The organism is Photorhabdus temperata, assembly GCF_025384845.1.
Classification (GTDB): Bacteria; Pseudomonadota; Gammaproteobacteria; order Enterobacterales; family Enterobacteriaceae; genus Photorhabdus; species Photorhabdus temperata.
Genome location: NZ_JAJAFX010000026.1, coordinates 56,666 through 77,730 on the forward strand (window position 1 = coordinate 56,666; position 21,065 = coordinate 77,730).

At 43.7% G+C, this 21,065-nt stretch carries 18 protein-coding genes and 1 pseudogene; 6 read left to right on the forward strand and 13 right to left on the reverse strand.

The features are described 5' to 3' along the window. Positions 1-156: 156 nt before the first annotated feature. Positions 157-1,353 carry an aspartyl protease family protein gene (locus tag LGZ99_RS11915; protein ID WP_023044294.1) on the forward strand — a complete coding sequence of 399 codons (1,197 nt, stop codon included), beginning with the start codon at positions 157-159 and terminating at the stop codon, positions 1,351-1,353. A 232-nt stretch (positions 1,354-1,585) separates the two neighbouring features. On the opposite strand, the gene LGZ99_RS11920 is transcribed toward LGZ99_RS11915, so the two are convergent. Then, positions 1,586-1,822, reverse strand: a complete 237-nt coding sequence (locus LGZ99_RS11920; protein ID WP_031280683.1) for a helix-turn-helix domain-containing protein — start codon at positions 1,820-1,822, stop codon at positions 1,586-1,588. Positions 1,823-1,970: 148 nt separating this feature from the next. Here LGZ99_RS11920 and xreR2 point away from each other — a divergent pair, with 148 nt between their 5' ends. After that, entirely contained in the window at positions 1,971-2,180 is a 210-nt protein-coding gene (xreR2, locus tag LGZ99_RS11925; protein WP_021324689.1) for a cell morphology transcriptional regulator XreR2, read from the forward strand. A gap of 162 nt (positions 2,181-2,342) precedes the next feature. Here the strand turns inward: xreR2 and xreR1 are convergent, their stop codons facing one another. After that, positions 2,343-2,579 (reverse strand): cell morphology transcriptional regulator XreR1, encoded by a 237-nt coding sequence (xreR1, locus tag LGZ99_RS11930; protein WP_031280684.1) that lies wholly within the window; start codon positions 2,577-2,579, stop codon positions 2,343-2,345. 269 nt (positions 2,580-2,848) lie between these two features. Between xreR1 and LGZ99_RS11935 the strand changes: the two genes are divergently transcribed. Further along, a complete protein-coding gene (locus LGZ99_RS11935) occupies positions 2,849-3,904 on the forward strand; it encodes a UDP-glucose--hexose-1-phosphate uridylyltransferase (protein ID WP_036839101.1) in 1,056 nt (351 codons plus the stop codon). A gap of 66 nt (positions 3,905-3,970) precedes the next feature. Next, a complete protein-coding gene (gene galK, locus LGZ99_RS11940) occupies positions 3,971-5,134 on the forward strand; it encodes a galactokinase (protein WP_036839100.1) in 1,164 nt (387 codons plus the stop codon). Between the two features lie 32 nt (positions 5,135-5,166). Here the strand turns inward: galK and LGZ99_RS11945 are convergent. From LGZ99_RS11945 to satP, 9 genes and pseudogenes are all read right to left on the reverse strand, one after another. After that, a pseudogene (locus LGZ99_RS11945) lies at positions 5,167-5,746 on the reverse strand (Tn3 family transposase); the annotation flags it as partial. 203 nt (positions 5,747-5,949) lie between these two features. Then, positions 5,950-8,076, reverse strand: a complete 2,127-nt coding sequence (locus LGZ99_RS11950; RefSeq protein WP_021324692.1) for a hypothetical protein — start codon at positions 8,074-8,076, stop codon at positions 5,950-5,952. 2 nt (positions 8,077-8,078) lie between these two features. Continuing rightward, entirely contained in the window at positions 8,079-8,678 is a 600-nt protein-coding gene (locus LGZ99_RS11955) for a GNAT family N-acetyltransferase (RefSeq protein WP_021324693.1), read from the reverse strand. Next, complete coding sequence (locus LGZ99_RS11960; RefSeq protein ID WP_021324694.1) at positions 8,679-9,476, reverse strand: inositol monophosphatase family protein; 798 nt, start codon at positions 9,474-9,476, stop codon at positions 8,679-8,681. It abuts the gene before it with no gap. Position 9,477: 1 nt separating this feature from the next. After that, the gene (locus tag LGZ99_RS11965) at positions 9,478-10,182 is read right to left on the reverse strand and encodes a methyltransferase (RefSeq protein ID WP_021324695.1); all 705 of its coding nucleotides are present in this window, start codon (positions 10,180-10,182) and stop codon (positions 9,478-9,480) included. Next, entirely contained in the window at positions 10,179-11,414 is a 1,236-nt protein-coding gene (locus tag LGZ99_RS11970) for a DegT/DnrJ/EryC1/StrS family aminotransferase (RefSeq protein WP_021324696.1), read from the reverse strand. The genes LGZ99_RS11965 and LGZ99_RS11970 overlap by 4 nt, the downstream gene beginning before the upstream one ends. Further along, positions 11,407-12,885 carry a Gfo/Idh/MocA family oxidoreductase gene (locus LGZ99_RS11975; protein WP_036839090.1) on the reverse strand — a complete coding sequence of 493 codons (1,479 nt, stop codon included), beginning with the start codon at positions 12,883-12,885 and terminating at the stop codon, positions 11,407-11,409. Before LGZ99_RS11975 ends, LGZ99_RS11970 begins: the two co-directional genes overlap by 8 nt. Then, on the reverse strand, positions 12,882-14,261 hold the full coding sequence (locus LGZ99_RS11980) for a M28 family peptidase (RefSeq protein ID WP_036839088.1): 1,380 nt from the start codon (positions 14,259-14,261) through the stop codon (positions 12,882-12,884). Before LGZ99_RS11980 ends, LGZ99_RS11975 begins: the two co-directional genes overlap by 4 nt. 1,349 nt (positions 14,262-15,610) lie before the next feature. Beyond that, the gene (gene satP / locus LGZ99_RS11985) at positions 15,611-16,183 is read right to left on the reverse strand and encodes an acetate uptake transporter (RefSeq protein WP_021324699.1); all 573 of its coding nucleotides are present in this window, start codon (positions 16,181-16,183) and stop codon (positions 15,611-15,613) included. A gap of 317 nt (positions 16,184-16,500) precedes the next feature. Here satP and dnaK point away from each other — a divergent pair, with 317 nt between their 5' ends. After that, positions 16,501-18,408 carry a molecular chaperone DnaK gene (gene dnaK, locus LGZ99_RS11990; RefSeq protein WP_036839085.1) on the forward strand — a complete coding sequence of 636 codons (1,908 nt, stop codon included), beginning with the start codon at positions 16,501-16,503 and terminating at the stop codon, positions 18,406-18,408. A gap of 108 nt (positions 18,409-18,516) precedes the next feature. Continuing rightward, entirely contained in the window at positions 18,517-19,638 is a 1,122-nt protein-coding gene (dnaJ, locus tag LGZ99_RS11995) for a molecular chaperone DnaJ (RefSeq protein ID WP_021324701.1), read from the forward strand. 99 nt (positions 19,639-19,737) lie between these two features. Here the strand turns inward: dnaJ and LGZ99_RS12000 are convergent, their stop codons facing one another. Both LGZ99_RS12000 and LGZ99_RS12005 read right to left on the reverse strand, forming a co-directional pair. After that, a complete protein-coding gene (locus LGZ99_RS12000) occupies positions 19,738-20,301 on the reverse strand; it encodes a carbohydrate porin (RefSeq protein WP_262979138.1) in 564 nt (187 codons plus the stop codon). A gap of 3 nt (positions 20,302-20,304) precedes the next feature. Beyond that, the coding region (locus LGZ99_RS12005) for an RNA-guided endonuclease InsQ/TnpB family protein (RefSeq protein WP_262979139.1) at positions 20,305-21,065 on the reverse strand (761 nt) is incomplete at its 5' end.

The following is a 21,065-nucleotide window of genomic DNA, read 5'->3' on the forward strand; positions in this document are numbered from 1 at the left end:
GATAATAATATTCGAAACAAAGTTAACCTGTAATGGCAACACGCGCTTATCCCACGTCATGCCGCTACATCTTATTTTGCTTCCATTGCACCATGTTGAACTTTTACTGAACCATAGACTTTCATCTTCTGCACCACAGAAAAGGAATCCAATCTTATGAAAAAACAGAGCAAAATAACCTGCCAAGCACTTATTACCGCTGGTTTACTGACACTGATCACTGGCTGTAGTCATATAGAAAAACGCCATATTCCCGAAGAAAATAAGCCGGTACTCTCTACTAAACTAAATATCTATCAACCTACCACGATCATAGTTCCTGTCACGATCTCTGGTAAAAAATATCAATTCCTGCTGGATACCGGGGCCAGTTATACCTTCATCGACAATGAACTGGCTAAAACACTGACCGAAATCACGCCAGAATCAAACATACCGGTGACATTCCACCATATGTTATCCGATGGATTAATTACAACCAGTGAAAAGCGATTACACAAAGATGAGCTGACATTATGGCAACCCCTTGCTATTACCATCGGTAATTATAGCGTGCCGGCTTCTGATCCCTGGATTGGCATTGATATGAATCTTTTCAATCAATCCATTGGTCAGAAGCTGGATGGCATCCTTGGAATTGATACTTTCCGCCAATTAAACTGGGAGGTGAATAATTTGAACCATACCCTGACAATATGGCGCCATGCACCTTCAATCCTGAATTATCAGCAATGTGAACCTTACAGTGACAGCTATGGGAAATCTCCCGCAATCCAGGTTTCTAATGTCATTTTCAACATAGATACCGGAGCTGATTATAGCTATGTTTCTCAAGAATTTATTGAATATCTGAAAAAAGATCATAAAGATAAAATTTCTGAAGGAATCAATGTTAAATACGCCTCCGCCAGCGGGCTTGCTAGTGGGAAAGAGTACCTGATTGACGGCTTTTATTTACAACAACTGCCTGTTGGTCGTCTGAGAGTCAGTGAAAATAAAAACGACCAATACTATCTTGGTATGAGTTTCCTCTCTCGTTTTGATGACTATCTATTTATCCCCAATAAAATGTTACTCTGTTTTAACGCCAAGAACTTCACCCGTTATGACAGTAAATTACTGCGCACGATTGCAGTTCGCTATTTTAATAATAAAGTAGAGATATTTTACAACGAGCCAAAAGATATTGAAAAATTTGGATTAAAAAATGGTGATATTGTGCTGGAAGTTAACAGCCAGAAAGTCCTTCCTGAGGATATAACCTATCTTCGCAATCAATTATCAGAAACACCATCGGGTAAACTGACAATAAAAATTGAGCGGAACGGCGCCCAACAAGTCATTAATATTTAATCACGCCATTTATAAAGGGAGAACTTGATTATCCCTTTATAAACTATTCCTCAGTTGATTATTTATTCTGGCTTCCTGACTCATACCTTTATGCAATTTAAGTGACATTTCTTCAATCGCACTGACCAGTCATCGTTAACCTATTTGCTCAATTTCATTGAGGGTTAACACTGTAATTCATTCCAACAAAAAACAAATAAGAAAATGCCTAAAAATAAGGGGAAAGGTACGGCTAGCTTTCTGGTTTTGTACTGAAATCAAACAACTCTGTCAACTCAATCTGCAAACCACTTGCAATGATATTGATGATTTCAAGCGTAGGATTTCTGATCCCCCGCTCAATGCCGCTGATATAGGTACGGTCAATTCCACATTTATCGGCAAAGGCTTCCTGAGACATTCCAGACGATTGTCTGAGATGCCTAACTCTTTGTCCAAAAAGGGATTTTACAGCATTTGGCTTTTTCATCTAATAAGTATCGAATTATGTTACTTATCAGACCACGGACTATAAGTCACTTTTCTCGGTAAGTTATGTTATCATATGTGACTTATAGTCTACTATGTAACGATTTATCTTTTTATATCAAAGTTATCCGTAACGTGGAGGATTAAGGATGAAAAATCAGGACTGGCACCCAGCAGACATTATCGCAGCACTAAAAAAACGAGGAACATCGTTAGCAGCAGTTTCAAGAAAGGCAGGGTTAGCCTCATCGACCCTTGCCAATACCTTGCAACGCCGTTGGCCCAAAGGGCAGCGGCTCATTGCAGATGCTTTAGATTGCGATCCTGCCGAGATATGGCCTTCGAGGTACACAAGGTAAGTGGCTGTAGAGTAAAATGGCGTAGCTCATCAACGAGATGAGCTACTGCAACATGTTTTATGTCACTCGTTGAGATAATGATGAATATGGCAAAAAAATAAAATCTTCCAGAAGGAAATAACGAAACAAAAAGGTAATAAAATGATGTGAGAATAAAGTCAGTTAACTCTTTTGTTCTGCACTAAAATCAAACAGATCTTTCAACTCGATCTGCAAACCATTTGCGATGACATTGATAACTTCAAGCGTGGGATTCCTGACTCCACGTTCAATACCGCTGATATAAGTACGATCAAGCCCACATTTATCAGCAAAAGCTTCCTGAGACATACCAGATGTCACTCTGATATATCTAACTCTTTGTCCAAAAATAGATTTTATCGTATTAGGCTTTTTCATCTGATAAGTATCGAACGATGTTACTTATCAAACCACGGACTATAAGTCACGCTTTCCTATAAGTCGTGCCACTAATCTGATTTACAGGGCATCATTGGTCATTGTGTTACCAAAGAGGATTCGACAAAGAAGAAATGACGGGTTTATTCGTATGCGTGATTGATATCTCAGATTGGTATTGAGGCCCATTGTTACACTGCGGTCAGTCCAAGTATTAACAAATATTTTCACAAATGATGTTGGAAAATATAAATAAAGTCGAGACTGTTATGTCTAAGATTGAATTTAATCCTGTTGAACATCCCCATCGTCGTTATAATCCTCTAACCGGACAATGGGTTTTGGTCTCTCCCCATCGGGTGAAGCGGCCATGGAGTGGTCAAGATGAGCAGTCATTAATAGACGATATCCCAAACTATGATGAGCAATGTTTTCTTTGTCCATCAAACGTGCGTATTTCCGGTGAGCAAAATCCTGCTTATCAAGCAACGTTTGTTTTCAATAATGATTTTTCGGCTTTAATACCAGATTCGCCTGATGTACCACAATCGCATCACCCGTTATTTAAAACGCAAGGAGTACGGGGATTAAGCCGCGTGATCTGCTTTTCTCCTGATCATGGTAAAACATTGCCTGAATTGTCTGTTGAACAAATTCGTCAATTAATTGATACCTGGAATGAACAAATTGAAATACTGGGTAAAGAGTATCTCTGGGTGCAATTATTTGAGAATAAGGGGGAAACAATGGGGTGTTCTCAGCCTCATCCGCATGGGCAAATTTGGGCAAATAGTTTTTTGCCAAATGAAATTGAGCGTAAAGATAAACAGTTGCGAGCTTATTACCAGGAACATAATTCTAACTTACTGGTGGATTATGTTCAGGCTGAATTAGCTGATGGTAAGCGAGTCGTGGTTAATACGATGCATTGGTTGGCGGTTGTGCCTTATTGGGCAGCATGGCCCTATGAAACCATGTTGTTACCTAAAGTTCATGTTCGTCGTATGAATGAATTAACAGATGAACAACGCGGTGATTTAGCGGTCGCACTTAAAAAACTCACCAGTCGTTATGACAATTTATTTCAAAGTTCTTTTCCTTATTCTATGGGCTGGCATTTTGCCCCGTTTTTTGAACAAGATACAGATATTGAACATTGGCAATTACACGCACTTTTCTATCCGCCGTTATTGCGGTCTGCTACCGTGCGAAAATTCATGGTGGGTTATGAAATGTTTGCTGAAACGCAACGTGATTTAACCGCAGAGCAAGCAGCTCAAATTCTGCGTGCTTTGAGTGACGTGCATTATAAAGAGCAAAAGTGATTATACCTGGTGGCGATATTTCATTGAAAGTATCGTGCGGTTAACGCTATATTTGAGAATAACGTGATGAAAACTTTAATTAATTGCGCTAAAGATATGTTTAATTCAGTATTCCATTATACACCGACGCATATTATTCAAGCGCCAGGTCGGGTTAATTTGATTGGAGAGCACACTGATTATAATGATGGCTTCGTATTACCATGTGCCATTAATTACCAAGTTGTGGTTGCTGCGGCGAAACGGCAGGACAATATTATTCGTGTTGTTTCAGTTGATTATGGTAATCAATTAGATGAATTTGATATCAGTCAACCTATTATATTTCACGAAAATAAAATGTGGGCCAATTATATTCGAGGGGTTGTGAAGTATCTGCTCCGTCGTGGGTATGTATTTAAAGGGGCAAATATTGTAGTGACTGGAAATATACCGCAGGGCGCGGGATTAAGCTCATCGGCCGCATTGGAAACAGCTATTGGTCAAACATTTAAAACTCTTTACCACCTAACCATTAGTCAAACAGAAATTGCGCTAAATGGACAGCAAGCAGAAAATGAATTTGTGGGCTGTCATTGCGGCATTATGGATCAATTAATCTCAGCGGAAGGGAAAAATAATTATGCGTTATTAATTGATTGCCGGCATTTAACCACTCAGGCTGTATCTATGCCTAAAGATATAACGGTTATTATTATTAATTCAAACAAGAAACGAGAATTGGTTGGCAGTGAATACAATATTCGCCGGACTCAATGTGAGCAAGCAGCGGCATTATTTGGTGTTAAAGCTTTGCGTGATGTGACAATAGATGAGTTTGAAAAGCGTATTTCTGAGCTTGATGGGGTAGTCGCTAAACGTGCACGCCATGTGATCACAGAAAATAAGCGTACACTTTTGGCAGCAAAAGCGTTAATGGCAGGAGGTGATATGCCATTAATAGCAGAACTCATGACACAATCACATCAGTCAATGCGTGATGACTTTGAAATTACCGTACCTGAAATTGATATCTTGGTTGATATTGTGAAGCAAGTTATCGGTAAACAGGGTGGGGTAAGAATGACAGGAGGGGGATTTGGCGGTTGTGTGGTTGCTTTAGTGCCACAAGTACAGGTTGATGCTGTTAAGGCTGCGGTAGCACAACACTATTTTGCATCGACAGGTCTGAAAGAAACCATTTATGTGTGTCAGGCTACGGATGGTGCGGGTCTGGTTGAAACCCTATAGAGGTCGGCTTGGAGAGCGGAAATTATTGTACGTTAAGCCTGTTTTTTGTACTTTTCGACCTTGGCCGGGCGTAGACGACGGAACTTCCCTGACGCAGGTTTACGATTGCTTTGCCAGATATAATCGCCTGTCAGATTGATATGCTCCCAACCTAACGGAGAAAGATGGGATAACAGTTGATCATTGATCTCGATACCTTTGCGCTTCAGGGAATCGACAGTTCTTTCCATGTAGACCGTATTCCACAGTGTGATCGCAGCAGTGAGCAACGTCAGCCCACTGGCATGGTAACTCTGATTTTCCAGTCCCCTGTCCCTGATTTCCGTCCAGCCTATGCATAAAGACAGCACGGGCAAGCGCATTTCGGGCCTCACCTTTATTCAGGCCAGCTTGCACCCGGCGGTGTAGCGCCGGATCGAGAAACCAGTCCAGCATGAATAATGTTCTTTCTATTCTGCCGATTTCCCTCAATGCCTTTGCCAGGCCATTCTGCTTTGGATAGTTGGCCAGCTTCTTCTGCATCAGGGATGCAGTAACTGTCCCTTGTCTGATCGACGTGGCCAGACGAAGCACATCAGTCCAGTGCGACTCGATTTCTTTCAGATTAAGGCTGTATGAGACCCTTGTTGAGAAAATGAAGGCATTAAAAATGCTCTGTCAGTCGAAGTCAGAGAGATCTCACACACTACTAAATATCACACTCGATCAACCATTCATAAGTGAGGCGGGGGCAGGATTTATTGGATCCTCGCTTGACTACTCGGCTACCCCGCCAAAAGCTATGTTAAGTTTTTCGCGAATATTTTCTTATCTTGTCATACAAAGAATTCTCGCCCACAGAAACCTACCCTCCCAAGAGAAACAAAATACATACGCAAATACATACAATGTCTATCGGCTGGGGACGGTACGCGAATTTCAATATTGATCAATGCATCTCCTCCAGAGCTTATGCTTACTTGTTCATTTGGCACTAACACTGAAGCATCATGGCGTCGTCCATGAGTCACTGCTCCACCGACGGCGACGGTGGTTTCTTCAAAGCACGTGTTATGCAGAAGCATCTTTCCGTGTAATATTCTGGGGTTGAGAGTGTTTTCCAGTTGGATTATTCGACCTTCAATGAAATTTGGTACTCCATCTTGAACTGTTCCACAAATAACACAACTTACCATCCACCTCTGGACAGTAGCGTCGTCAAGACTGGAAAACTGATAACGAATGGCATCTGAACGACAGTGAGGACATCCCTCAACTAAGGGATCTGTACGAATTACCCTGTAAGCATCGCGATATCCTTCAACAAAATGGTACTCACTCTTATTGGTTTCTCGCTGCAGTTTCGCTACGATACCTCTATCGACTAACGAAGCGGTTTTCTCGACGCGCTCTAGAGCTCGAACTAAAGCTCCATCTAGGCCTCCACCGCAGCGACTGCTGGATGCCCGACGAACAAGATTGGGATAAGTATTACGGAGATCGGTGAGTAATTGACGGCCCTCAGAGATCCTGATGCCGAGTAACGCAACGCGATCATATTCATCGAGAACCTCTCTGATCGAAGATAATACCTGCTCTGGTGATTGCTCTCGCTTTGCAATTGTCAGTTCACTGAAGTTAAGATGGTTAACATTGCAATCAAGGATAGCACAAGGGCTTCCAGGAATACTTGAGCTCCGAATGAATCCAGCAACTGACGCCCTTTTTGGCGCGCCGTTTAGGTAACACAATTCGTCGGATAGATTGGAGGCCTGATCTCGTATTCCGAATACTAGGCCTTTTTTGTATCCGGTTATGCTTTCAGGAGCATTTTTAGAGCTGGTTTTAAGGCTTGGGTCTCCCAGAATCATGACCTTGCCCACTTCCAATCCCCAAGCAGGAAGAACTCTGTTCAATTCCCGAACGGTCTGGCCTACGGTCATCCCTGCTCCCATAAGTCCGTGAAACACCAAATTCTCTTCGATACGACCATCCTTTAGAAAAGGACTTGCAACATACACTGCTGCATTACCCTCTAGGAATCTCTGCGAGATTGTATACGAGTCATCTCCATCGAATATCCCATCTTCACCGACCTTAAGTGTAAGGCATGCGTTGGCGAAAAAGACACGCCCTGGTATTACATTGGCGGTTAACCGCTTCAAATCGGGAAGAAAACAATCGTTGTTTACCATGCAAGTCGGTAGTCGTTTCCCACATACAGAAGGTGACTGAACAGTTATTCGCCCACAAATAAGTTCATTACTGCTGAGGCGAATGTAATCTTCGCTGGCGTGTCCGATAACACTCACAATAGTTTCAGTTCCACAGATAAAATCAGACCAATTGGTGAGTTCTTCACTATCTGCAGGTAAAATCTTCAGCCCAGCAGCCTGACGCATTTCTGTGCCATTATGAACGGGGGCAAAGCAGATATCTTCACCTTCTTGCATACAACTATAAGCAACTGTCTTCGCGAGGATAAATGTCCCTAGTTCTAAAGAACTTGCAACAATGAATCCAGTCAAATCGTTGAATAATGACAAATCTCTCATTGATGCTTTTTTATCAATAGAAACTACCACGAGATGATCGTGTGTAACTAAATGATTGTTACGCCATTTTGCCATTTCTTCCCAAGACGCGAAGCTGCGCATAGAAGCAGATCGTAGACTTTGAAAACCCTTCGCAAGAACTAAGGCAGATTGATCGCAGGACAGATACGCAACTGTTAACTTTTCAGTGTTGTGCCATTCGCATGGCTCATTGAGGTTTATGTTAAAGTTGGTTGGCGTGGCCATAGGAGCATCTTCAGCGAACAAGATAGCTGTTCTCTGGCACCATTCAACAACCATCTTGCGAGCCCATGCTTTTCTAATGAGGACAGGGACGAATGGCTGTCCCCAATCACAAACTTCAAGATATCGTTCCTCAGAATGACATAGAATGACAAGTGAGGTCATTGCTATATCCCCCGTTTTATCATCGCATACGTCATAGGACCCCCAAAGGGGAGTTGGTATGCTGCTGTTACCTCGAATCCCAAACGCTCATAGATCCTTACATTTTTGTCATCGGAAGTCTCAAGGAACACAGGAAATCCCTCACACTCGGCTCTCTCAAGGCCGGGTTCAATAACAGCACGGCCTAACCCTTTCCCTTGGTAATCTGGATCCACTGCTACTGCACCTAGGAACCAGCATGGAAAATTGGGCCGTTCTTTAGCCATGATAGATTCAGATGCCCGCATTACCTTTTCTCTCGTTCCTGCTATTTTTCCGAATTCGATAGATAGAGGAGCAAAAGTTGCCTCTGCGTCTTCAATATCGGGTGCCGTCCATATTGATACAGCGGCTCCATCATCGGCAGCCCATACGTGACCTACTGTCATACCTACCTTTCTAAGAAAGGTCTCTTGATAGCGCCGTACTCGTTGCTGGTGATCATCTTCAGCGAGGAAATGCCGCATTAAGGAGTATCCATCGAAAGCGCGTGTCAGCGTCTGTACGCAACGCACCAATTGTATTTCTGATATTTCTTTAGATTCCCGGACGATCATGTTCATTTACTCTCCAAATATATCAATTACATGTTTGTGCAGAGTCTGACTGGTGGACGCGATTCCCACTCCTTTGTTCGCTAGAACAGGTTGGCCCATTAAGTCAGTGCATATTCCGCCAGCTTCTTCGACGATTGGGACGAGTGCCGCTACATCCCAAGGAGCTACAATTGGCTCTATGGCAACATCTAATATTCCTTCGGCAACTAAGCAGTGCTGCAAGAAATCACCAAACCCACGGTTACAGAATGTCTGCTCGGCCAAACGCTGATATTGCTGAAGTAAACCTTGTTTATGCCATGTATCAAATGCTGTGGTTGATATATATGCATCTTTCAGACCTGAAATTTGTCGCACATGCATTCTGTTCCCGCTTCCCTGCGGGCTTTTGCTAAAGTATGCACCACCACCTTTTTCTGCCCACCAACAGCGCTTCAATTCAGGAGCGAAAACCACACCAATCTTGGGTTCTCCATCTTCTACGAGTGCCACAAGTGTGGCCCAGATAGGGATTCCGCGAACGAAGTTCTTGGTTCCGTCAATCGGGTCGATAATCCACACTCTCCCTTTATGAACTGCTAGACCTCCGCTCTCTTCCCCAAAGAATAGGTCATTAGGACGCTCGGATTCTATAAGTTCACGTACACGCAATTCAGCACCAATATCCGCGGGGGTAACTGGGCTACCATCTTTCTTTAAAGTGACTTGAAATTCACTAGATTCTCTTAAAGAAAGAGCTGTTGTGGCTGCCTCCATTGCAACTCGTTTTGCTAGACGGAGATCATCTTTGCTGTCGAGTTTCACGTTAATAACACACCTCCATTAGGTGGTATTCCATCACGCGAGGTGCTTCGATTCGACGAATACGCTGAACCATCGACAATGTGGCTGATGTATTTTTTACGATAGTTTCCAGCACAGTTCCATTTTTGAGGTCAGCAGTACCTATGAGTAGGCGGCCATTTTCTCGCAAGTAGGTTGGAGCTCCTTGGATCAAACGGCGTTGACCAGCGTATTCAGGATCGAATACCGCAGCGTGCAATTCACTGGCCATATCAAAGTCACCATCAACATAAGTCCATGGAACGTTCCAGAAAATTAGGTCGAAGTCTTCAGTCATTTCGAGCGCGGAGAATACATCGCTTACACGTGCGGAAACCTTAGCTTCTACACCATGCCGGATCGCATTTCTAAGTGTATTAGTTACTGCGTTGGGATTGATGTCCAATGCAACGACTTCTGAAACTCCGCTGAGAGCAGCAGTTATCGAGATCACACCCGAACCGCAGCCTACTTCTAGCATACGCCCACCAACTGGATAAGGGAGTGCGGTTGCCATAACTTCAGTCGCACCTGTGAGTGTCCCAGGGAAAACGCCACGAATAAGCTCCCACTGCCGTCCAAGTAGACTAAATTCAGTAGGGAAGTCTGTGTCATGCAAGGCGTGCATGAGTATTTTTTCTGCATCTTTCGGATCTTCTTGTAACACTTCTAACTCGATGTTTTTCATATTCTTAATAACCTCTTATATTCTAGGTCAATTTCGGCAATTGTCTTTTCGTAACTAGCTATTAAGGGCTCATCTTCTTCACGATAAAAAGTTGGAAAAGAGACTGCTCTTTCGGAAACATCATATGCGACAGGTAGTAATTCCCTTATTGGTTGAACGCGTCTAGGTTCATGATTCCAAATATGTTGAGGAGCTGAATATAATGGTTGATCGGCAAGAACCTCTCCAGAGGGAGCAGAAACATCCAAACCTTTTTCCTGCATGATTTTCACCAAGTGGTCCCGGCCAATTAACTTTTGCGCAGCATGTGATATGAGAGGTTTAAAACCATACCAAGCCCCCATATCAACGTGCGGGGAGATTCTCATGGGTTCAAATATATCTGTTAGCGATAGTGAATTATTGAGACGATGTAGCCACTTATGGCGAAACTTTATGAGTTGCGAGAACGCGCGCAAACTGTGCCTCGCAACGATGGCATTGAATGGAGACATTCGTGTCTTCAGGCCGTAGCCAGTAACCCAATATTGTTGAAGATCTCTATCTTTAACCTCATTGCGTGCTCGATCGCGATAATGTCCTACTAGAGTCGCTGTGTCGGCAATGAGGTCATCGTTCGTGACAAGAATGCCACCTTCACCCGCGAAGACTGCTTTTTTGGTTTGCAGGGAGAAGACAGCGGCATCACCAAACGTTCCAACCGGACGCCCTCGAAATTTACTGCCATGCGCATGGGAGCAATCCTCTAGAATCTTAAGGTTGTGTTTTTCAGCAAACTTGATAGCTTTATCCATATCGGCAGGATGTCCCCACTGATGTACCACAGTTAATATACGGCACGATTCAGTTATCATTTTTTCTGCAGCATCAATATCGATACACCGGGACTCTCGGTTGATATCGACTAGAATAATTTCAGCTCCCACGGAAAAGGCAGGGCTAAGCGCTGCATGATAGGTTAATGCTGGTCCGAGAACTGATACCCCTCTGCGAGCCCCTAGTGCGTAATATGCAGCTTGAAGTGCACTTGTGCCGGAATTGAATGTAATTGCATGCTTAACCTTATTTCCTAAGAATGATTTGAATTCATCTTCAAATTGAGCGATTGGACCCGCTCGACCACTGATCGATATGTCCGTGCGTCGCTGCAAAATTAATTCATTTTCCTCTTCTGGGGTTGGGGCTGGAGGCCATGGATCATGCGGAAACTGATATATATCAAATTTAGACATGTGTCTGCTCCTTTGTGTTTGTACTAAAAGTAATGGCATAGGCTTCCGTGAGGCAGTCGACGATGTGCACGTGGCGTTCCATGTGAGGCAGCCAATACAGTGGGTTATTACGGTTAGAGATATACTCTTGGTACATGGTTTTGATTGTCCATTGCCCTCCTTGAGGCTCACGAACCTCCCATCTGAGGTTCCCTTGGCGGTCAAAGATATGGAGTATAGAGTCGCTCATCACTGCAATGCCTTGTGAACCATACAGTGTCAGTAGTTCGATTTTTTGATGTGCGTGGCGATTAGTTATGATTCTTCCTGCGCCATTACCACTGATTGAACTGGTAAGGATTGTGCTTGTGTCCTCTAATTGTTCGGCTTCTGTCTCTCCATAGCAGTATGCGATCTGGGCAGATTCAATTTTCTGCTCACCCAGTAGCCAGACGATAAAATCTAGCTGATGATAGGCCATATCCAGCATCACTCCACCTCGTGCAGACGTCCATTTTGAACGCCATCCACTAGTTAGATCAGGAATCGATAGTGAGTACTCATACGTGTATGCATACACCTGTCCGAGAAGATGGAGGCTTGACTTAAGCTGTCTCCCTATTAGTCGGAAAGGACGATGGGCAGTAGTGAACACAGGCGTAGATTGTTCACTGGCAATTTTGAATAATTCTCGTGCTTCCCTGCTTGTAACTGCGAAGGGTTTCTCTTTTAAGATGCTAATTCCTTTTGATAGTAATTGGATAGCAAGTTCAGTGTGAGATTCGTGCGGAACAGCCAAATAGGCCACCTCCACATTAATTTTGCTTTTTTCGAGCATCTCACTAATAGAGGCGAATGTCTGTAACCCCATCCTTTCGGTACGACGTCTAGCATCGATGTCGATATCAACTGCAGCAATCACCTTTCCTCGGGAGTAATGTGCCAAGAATTCGGCAGCTTGTTTTCCTCCTGCACCGATAACTGCAAGTTGAAGTGGGTGCAAGTTTCGATTAGACACAGAGATTTCTCTTATATTTTCAGAGAGTGCGTGGCTTTCTGAAAGTGCTCGCGTAGCAATGTTGCAGATGTGTTCACCGTAGCCTAAGAAATGGTTAACTTGTAGGAATAATTGAATTTCTTCTTGGGTAAGGAACCAGCGAGCATGAGTGTACTTATCAAGCTCAATGTGCTGTTCGGCCTCATTCATGTTTACTTCGACAAGAAAGCTCTTTTCGATCCACCTGTCGCCTTGTAAGTCATATTCGTCCATTCCAAGTTCGGTGATGATTCGAGTTAGCTGCCATCCTGTCTCTTCAAAAATCTCTCGTTCAAGAGCTTGAAGTTCGCTTTCACCTTCTTCTACCTTTCCGCCAACAACATCCCAAGCACCAGGCAGTACCTTGCAATCCCAACGTCGTTGCTGTAGATAAATTGCACCATCCTCTGGGCGTCGAATGAGAGCAGCAACAGTCATTTTTAATTGATTAATCATGTGCATTCCAACTTTGCGAGAAGGTGGTGAAGAACAAATTGTGTTTCATGCAATTTCTTCTGATCGACATGTCCATAATTATCACATTGACGGTGATAACAGCCATCGAATGGGTAACCTGCCTGCCCTCCCCATTTGATAGCCTGCTCACGAGTCTTTATTTCAAACGATCCTCCCCAGAGTCCCCCGGTGGGAATTCCAGCATCCTTATAACTTGAATCATCAGATCGAAGGATTGTATTGGTGTCAACTTCTGCCTCAATGCCCAGCTTTTGGTAAGCTTCTATAATACTATTCGAGATCCTTTGGCTGACATTTCCACCATTAGTGTCTCGGGTGTAAAAATATCCTGAGTTTGGGGATGTTTGCATCTCTAGGTTCACGTAGGCATAGATGCTGTCTGGCTTTGTCACAGTTTGGAGATAGCTCCGTGAACCAGCGAATGCAAATTCTTCGGCGCTCCAAAACATATATCGATAAGTTCTAGATTTTGGTTGATTAGCATTACTTGTCGCGTGATCTAACAGCAGTGCCGCACTCGTAGCATTGTCATTGATCCCAGGACTTTGAGGAACTGAATCTAAATGTGCACCAACTTCAATTGCTGGAGAGTCATTTGTTCCAGTATTTTCGGCAATGAGGTTCATGCTCCACCTACGCTCTGTGATCATTAGAACGTCCAGTACCAAACTAGATGGATCGGAATGGATTTTGATGTAAGTGGGATGGCTTATTCCCACTAGGGGTATGTCTAGATGTCCGGTGCCCTTCAGCAATATATATAAAGGGGTATCTGTATGTGAAGCAATGATAGCTGCTCGGGCTCCCGATTCACTGACCAACAAATGTTGATGTTGCGTAGTACAATGAGTTGACTCTTGTATGATGACGATTGATCCACGAGGTACATCGAGATACTGCTGTTTTTCGCATCCGTTTCCACCGATGAAGTATGGACGGGCACTAATAGGTCCAGGTGTCGATGAACTGAACATCGCGGGAACGAGATCCAGCATTTTTCCGTTGTTCATCAATTGTGCATGTTCGGCTTTGCTATATAGAAATTCGAATTTCTCGGTCCAGACTTTCAACCCTGCATTGCGAAGCTGCTCGGAAAAGTATTGTACTGATTCAGCGTGTCCATTGCTTCCTGCTTCACGATTACCTCCATTATTATCTGATATTTCTTGAAGTTTCTGAATGTGTTGCAGTACACTATCTACTTTATTGCTTGTTATGACTGAATTTGTATCCTTTATCGTTGCAGTTGCAAGGGCTGGAAAAAATAAAGAGGCTACTGCGACAAGACGACATAGAGAGCTTTTGAAAAAAGGCAAAGCGGATTTTATACATATATTTTTAGTATTGCTGCTCATATTAAGGTTTTCCTTCTCCTGTAAGGAGATGTCGGTTTATCGGTCAAACACGACACCGTTATATCGTTAAACTAACGTAGGTAATTTAAATAACGTTTCATAATTCTGCTACACATGACCTTCTTCAACCCATTGTTATACATAGAATTATGGATAGTATAAGATGTAGCACTATTTTGGAATTTTATTTAAAAAGGATTACTATATATAACCATCAAGACTACTACATATAAATACGACAAGTAATGTATATGAAATAAATTAAATCATCATTGTTAATGATCACATTTTTAATAAAATGTTACATGCAGTATTTCTGTTGGTTTTTTATAAAACAAATCTTCTTTTTTATGATATGAAATAAAATATAAAACTCCATAATAGTGAATAATGTTATTTTTACTCGTAAAAAGTGTTTATTGAAATCAGTTGGATTTAAATAAATATGTAAGTAACTCTTAAAAAATGGTGTTTTTTATTTTGTATTCAATTTTAATAAAATAAATTTTATCAGTAAATAAATTCACCACCTTAAAAGAATTATTAAATAATAAATTAAATTTACAATAGTTTTTTCGTTAAAAAGTAATATAATGAAATAAGTTAATTGAATTATGTAAAATATGATAATTTTGAGAGTATTCAGATGGCAATTGTACCAGTTCATTGGGCTGGGTGTTGTCTGTGCTAGGGTCTTCTGACTTACTGGCTCAATAATTCTACGAACTAAATAGCTATATGGATACCGACTCAATTCAAGTGGGTGAATAAAATTTTCTGACAACGTAGTCGCAAACATATATCCGGCTTCAATGAGTCCTGATGAAAATCCGCACTCTCTGCCCTCATTATTCCAACAGTTTCGATAGACTGAGCTATTTACCAGGTTCACAGAGAGTCGGTTCTACCTGTCAGTACATCAATTTATGGACTTCTATTACATATTGACATCATACTGATAACCCATCGTAGTTCATAAAGCGACAGTTGATTAACCAGAGCCACCGCTACTTTATTGAATCCACTGCAGGTTATCACGCCTTTTAACCCGCGTTGTAACCCATTACATTGTTCATCCGGGATCTTCTGAACCCTATAGAGCACTGAGCGGGCGCTGTGGATGGAGAGCATTTATGTGGCAAAGCAGCCACTTTAACGTATAAGTATTCATGGGCCGATAATGGGTAACAGTCCGGTTGAGTTGCCCATTTTACCGCTAAATAACTCAAGTGCCCCACACTTTTTATACTCTCCTATAGGTAATGAAATGGCAGGTACTTTAAGATGGCAATACGCTCTACTGGATTGAAAGCGGGAATGGAAGAACCTTCCCGCTTCCAACCTGCGGTTTATGACTGTTTTATCTCGCCGATAGGCAGAATAGTGCGGCCATACTGTTCATTCAGTACTTCTGCCATTGCCAGATAAAATGCGGTGGCGCCACAAATTATTCCTTCATAACCGGCAATCGTCAGAAGGGCAGTGTTTCCGGTAAAGTTGCCAATGGTTAACAAAGCGAATAACAGTGTCAGGCCACCAAAGATAAACTGGAGTACGCGGTTAGTTTTGAAGGTGCCAAAGAACATAAATAGAGTAAAAACACCCCACAAGCCAAGATATGCCGCCAAAAATTGACTGCTGGTGGCTTCTGCCAGTCCCATTTTTGGCAGAAACAATAACCCGACCAGACTGAGCCAAAACAGCCCATAAGAGGTGAAAGCAGTTGCGGCAAAAGTATTGCCTTTCTTATATTCAAAAAGCCCCGCCAGTACTTGGGCCAGACCACCGTAAAAAATGCCCATGCTCAGGATAACTGATGCTAGTGGAAAGAAACCTGCATTGTGCAGATTAAGCAGAATGGTTGTCATGCCGAAACCCATCAACCCTAAAGGGCCGGGATTTGCCAACTGATTAGTGCTCATAAGTCCTCTGAAAAAAAATCGTGGAGAAAGTAATAAATAGCAAAGGTGGCGAATCATAATGATCTGTCAGTAAGGAAACAATGACCTGTGAAATAATAAAAAGGTTTTTTTTCACTTCCCCCCTTGATGATGGTTTTAACGGCCCCATCTTATAATCAACCGCAGTTGCTAATCGCTGTCCTATACAGCTGATGTATATAAGCAAAGGTGAGGAATCGCATAGAGGCAATAAAAATAGGTGCCGTTGAAAAGCAGATAACTATCCTCATATTGATTAGCAACTTGACTGATTACGAATTTCTTGTGGAGGCGTTTAGATGGGTAAAATTATTGGTATCGACCTGGGAACTACCAACTCTTGTGTAGCTATTATGGATGGCACGACAGCTCGTGTACTAGAAAACAGCGAAGGTGATCGTACAACTCCTTCCATTATTGCATATACCCAGGATGGTGAAACTCTGGTTGGTCAACCGGCTAAACGTCAGGCTGTTACTAACCCGCAAAATACGCTGTTTGCTATTAAGCGTTTGATTGGCCGTCGTTTCCAGGACGAAGAAGCACAACGTGACGTAGCTATCATGCCATACAAAATCATTGCGGCAGATAACGGTGACGCATGGCTGGAAGTGAAAGACCAGAAAATGGCTCCTCCTCAGGTTTCCGCTGAAGTTCTGAAGAAAATGAAGAAAACAGCTGAAGACTACCTGGGTGAGCCGGTAACGGAAGCAGTCATCACTGTACCTGCCTATTTCAACGATGCTCAACGTCAGGCAACAAAAGACGCAGGTCGTATCGCAGGTTTGGAAGTAAAACGTATTATCAACGAACCAACCGCGGCTGCGCTGGCTTACGGCTTGGACAGAGAAGTGGGTAACCGTACTATCGCGGTTTATGACCTTGGTGGTGGTACTTTCGATATTTCTATTATCGAAATTGATGAAGTTGATGGCGAAAAAACCTATGAAGTTCTTGCAACCAACGGTGATACTCACTTGGGTGGTGAAGACTTCGACAGCCGTATGATCAACTATCTGGTTGACGAATTTAAGAAAGATCAGGGCATTGATCTGCGTAATGATCCACTGGCAATGCAACGTCTGAAAGAAGCGGCGGAAAAAGCAAAAATTGAGCTTTCTTCTGCACAGCAGACCGATGTTAATCTGCCGTACATCACTGCGGATGCAGCGGGTCCTAAGCACATGAATACCAAAGTGACCCGTGCGAAACTGGAATCACTGGTAGAAGACCTGGTTAAACGTTGTATGGAGCCTGTACGGGTTGCATTGCAAGATGCTGGCCTGTCAGTTTCTGATGTGCAAGATGTGATTCTGGTGGGTGGTCAGACCCGTATGCCAATGGTGCAGAAAGTGGTTGCTGACTTCTTCGGTAAAGAACCACGTAAAGATGTGAACCCTGACGAAGCGGTAGCGATGGGCGCTGCGGTACAGGGCGGTGTTCTGGCCGGTGATGTAAAAGACGTATTGCTTCTGGACGTAACGCCTCTGTCTCTGGGTATCGAAACAATGGGTGGCGTGATGACTTCCCTCATTACGAAAAACACCACTATCCCAACTAAACACAGTCAGGTGTTCTCTACGGCAGAAGATAACCAGTCTGCGGTAACTATCCATGTATTGCAGGGTGAGCGTAAACGTTCCGGCGATAACAAATCTCTGGGTCAGTTCAATTTGGATGGTATTCAGTCGGCACCTCGTGGTATGCCTCAGATCGAAGTCACTTTTGACATTGATGCCGATGGTATTCTGCACGTATCTGCTAAAGATAAAAACAGCGGCCGTGAACAGCAGATCACTATCAAGGCTTCTTCTGGTTTGAATGAGGAAGAGATTCAACAGATGGTTCGTGATGCAGAAGCTAACGCTGAATCTGATCGTAAGTTTGAAGAGTTGGTACAGACGCGTAACCAGGCAGATCAACTTGTTCACGGTACTCGTAAACAAGTAGAAGAAGCGGGTGACAAACTGCCGGCAGAAGATAAAACAGCCATTGAAAGCGCGGTAACTGCATTGGAAACTGCGGCTAAAGGCGAAGACAAAGCGGATATCGAAGCGAAAATTCAGGTTCTGGTTCAGGCTTCCGCTAAACTGTTGGAAATTGCTCAACAGCAGGCTCAGGCTGGCGCAGCAGACGCGGGTGACAGCGCGAAAAAAGATGACAACGTTGTAGACGCTGAATTCGAAGAAGTTAAAGATAAAAAATAATTGCCCTTAGCGGGCGCGGTGACAGTGATGACAACTGTTGCTGATTAACCGGCACGGGCGTTGAGGGAACTCTGCGCCCGTGCGCGCATGTTAAGGGTAAAATAAGAGATGGCAAAGAGAGATTGTTACGAAGTTTTGGGGGTTTCCAAAACAGCGGACGAAAAAGAGATTAAAAAAGCTTATAAGCGGTTGGCAATGAAATATCATCCTGATCGTAATCAGGGTGATAAAGATGCAGAAGGTAAATTCAAAGAAGTTAAAGAAGCCTATGAAATTCTGACTGATGACCAGAAACGGGCTGCTTATGACCAATATGGCCATGCTGCTTTTGAGCAAGGTGGTATGGGCGGTGGTGGCGGTGGTGATTTCAGTGATATCTTTGGTGACGTTTTCGGTGATATTTTCGGTGGTGGTCGTCGTCAGCAGCGTCCAAGCCGCGGTGCTGATTTGCGTTACAGTATGGAACTGACACTGGAAGAAGCGGTTCGTGGTGTGACCAAAGAGATCCGTATCCCGACACTGGAAACCTGTGATACCTGTTATGGCAGTGGTGCTAAAGCCGGTACCAGCCCTGTCACCTGTTCAACCTGTCAAGGGGCTGGTCAGGTTCATATGCGTCAGGGTTTCTTCACCGTTCAGCAACCTTGTCCACATTGTCATGGTCGTGGTCAGATCATTAAAGATTCTTGTAACAAGTGTCATGGTCATGGTCGTGTCGAAAAATATAAAACACTGTCTGTTAAGATCCCGGCTGGTGTGGACACCGGTGATCGCATTCGCCTGAGTGGTGAGGGTGAAGCAGGTGGTAAGGGCGCACCGGCAGGTGATTTGTATGTTCAGGTACAGGTGAAAAAGCACCATATTTTCGAGCGTGAAGAAAATAATCTCTATTGTGAAGTGCCAGTTAACTTTGCGATGGCGGCACTGGGTGGAGAAATTGAAGTCCCAACGCTTGATGGCCGTGTGAAACTGAAAATACCCGCGGAAACCCAGACAGGTAAAATGTTCCGCATGAAAGGCAAAGGTGTTAAATCTGTCCGTGGCGGCGTTCAGGGTGATTTACTGTGCCGGGTGGTAGTAGAAACTCCGGTTAAATTGAACGAAAGACAGAAAGAATTACTGCGTGAATTAGGAGAGTCTTTAGGTGGTACTGGTGGCGAAACCAACAGCCCACGTTCTAAAAGTTTCTTCGATGGCGTAAAGAAATTTTTTGATGATTTGACCAAGTAACCGCGCATATTTTCATAATCGGGCTGTGTTTATAAACAAAGCTCAGGTGACTGATAAAGTCCTCGTTTTCACGCGAGGACTTTTTGTTCTGACTGAGAATTATAAGCTAAAGGTAATTTGCGTGAGTAAATTATAAGCATCGTCCTCTTTCGGTGTTACTGAGGGGTGATGAGTATAGGATAAGCTGTTGGTCCAATAGATCCCGTTGTAAACACGATACGAATATGACGCGGAAGCGGTTGCACTATAACTTTCAGCAAATTGACCATTGCGGGCGAAGTAATCTTTTGCGTCATTACTAAACTTATTATATGACAAACCAAAAGTAAGCATATCGGTCGGACGTGAATCGAATGGACCAATGCTGAACAACGATAACGAAACATCGGTATTAAACAGGTTACGATCCTTTGGTGCATAGTTGGCTTTACCATCAATATACCAGCCACGGAAAGGCATTGACGCATCCGGTTTGGTTATCTGGTGGGTAATCGCGATATAATGAGAGTAGGTATGATCTTCATATTCTGAGTTGTTATAGTTAAAATAAGGTGTTTTATTAAACACCGAGTCGCCTCGAATCCAGATCATGTTTTCCATTTCATTGGCATTAACACGATAACGTGACTGCTCCCCGCCGTAAAAAACGGCGAGGCTTCCCACTTCTCAGGCCGCAACCGTCTTTATGACGGATTTACGCTGGCCTCCGTGGGCAGAGACGACGAGCCCCGCCGCCTGTAATTCTCTCGTGCCCTTGCTCTGGATGTTGAGCGCCGCATTGATATCGCGGTCATGTTCGACTCGGCAGAAAGGGCATGACCAGATCCGCTTATGCAGCGGCATTTCCGGCACTTTGTGACCGCAACAATGACAGGTTTTCGAACTGGCGAACCACTGATCCAGTTTCACCAGGTGGACCCCCGCTGCTGCGGCTTTGTATTCCAATTTCATCAGGAAACTATTCCAGCCCGCATCCCCGATAGCGCGGGCAAGGTGGTGATTCTTCATCATGTTGGCCGATTTCAGCGTCTCAACAATTATCGCTTGGTTTTCGTCAACCATTGTTCGGGAGAGTTTGTGTTGAAAATCGGCGCGGGCATTGGCTATCCGCTCATGGACTGCCGCCAGACGTAATCGGGCCTTGCTACGGTTAGCGCTGCCCTTTTGTTTGCGGGACAGCGATTTCTGCTTTCGACGCAGGTTACGGGTGGCGTTGATAAGGTGACGCGGGTTATTGACCTTCTCTCCGGTCGACTGGATAAGATAGTGGGACAAACCCCTATCGCAACCGGTCACGCGGGTGATAACGCCCGGCTTTTCCGGCGCATCTCGACCATCGTCACACAGGATAGCGGCAAAATATTTTCCCGTGGCGGTGCGAGAGAGCGTAATGCTTTTCACCTCCCCTTCAATTTTTCTGTGTATGC

Coding starts and splice junctions, on each gene's coding strand:
- LGZ99_RS11915 (WP_023044294.1), top strand. CDS start 157: ATGAAAAAACAGAGCAAAATAACCTGCCAAGCACTTATTACCGCTGGT.
- LGZ99_RS11920 (WP_031280683.1), bottom strand. CDS start 1,822: ATGAAAAAGCCAAATGCTGTAAAATCCCTTTTTGGACAAAGAGTTAGG.
- xreR2 (WP_021324689.1), top strand. CDS start 1,971: ATGAAAAATCAGGACTGGCACCCAGCAGACATTATCGCAGCACTAAAA.
- xreR1 (WP_031280684.1), bottom strand. CDS start 2,579: ATGAAAAAGCCTAATACGATAAAATCTATTTTTGGACAAAGAGTTAGA.
- LGZ99_RS11935 (WP_036839101.1), top strand. CDS start 2,849: ATGTCTAAGATTGAATTTAATCCTGTTGAACATCCCCATCGTCGTTAT.
- galK (WP_036839100.1), top strand. CDS start 3,971: ATGAAAACTTTAATTAATTGCGCTAAAGATATGTTTAATTCAGTATTC.
- LGZ99_RS11950 (WP_021324692.1), bottom strand. CDS start 8,076: ATGACCTCACTTGTCATTCTATGTCATTCTGAGGAACGATATCTTGAA.
- LGZ99_RS11955 (WP_021324693.1), bottom strand. CDS start 8,678: ATGAACATGATCGTCCGGGAATCTAAAGAAATATCAGAAATACAATTG.
- LGZ99_RS11965 (WP_021324695.1), bottom strand. CDS start 10,182: ATGAAAAACATCGAGTTAGAAGTGTTACAAGAAGATCCGAAAGATGCA.
- LGZ99_RS11970 (WP_021324696.1), bottom strand. CDS start 11,414: ATGTCTAAATTTGATATATATCAGTTTCCGCATGATCCATGGCCTCCA.
- LGZ99_RS11975 (WP_036839090.1), bottom strand. CDS start 12,885: ATGATTAATCAATTAAAAATGACTGTTGCTGCTCTCATTCGACGCCCA.
- LGZ99_RS11980 (WP_036839088.1), bottom strand. CDS start 14,261: ATGAGCAGCAATACTAAAAATATATGTATAAAATCCGCTTTGCCTTTT.
- satP (WP_021324699.1), bottom strand. CDS start 16,183: ATGAGCACTAATCAGTTGGCAAATCCCGGCCCTTTAGGGTTGATGGGT.
- dnaK (WP_036839085.1), top strand. CDS start 16,501: ATGGGTAAAATTATTGGTATCGACCTGGGAACTACCAACTCTTGTGTA.
- dnaJ (WP_021324701.1), top strand. CDS start 18,517: ATGGCAAAGAGAGATTGTTACGAAGTTTTGGGGGTTTCCAAAACAGCG.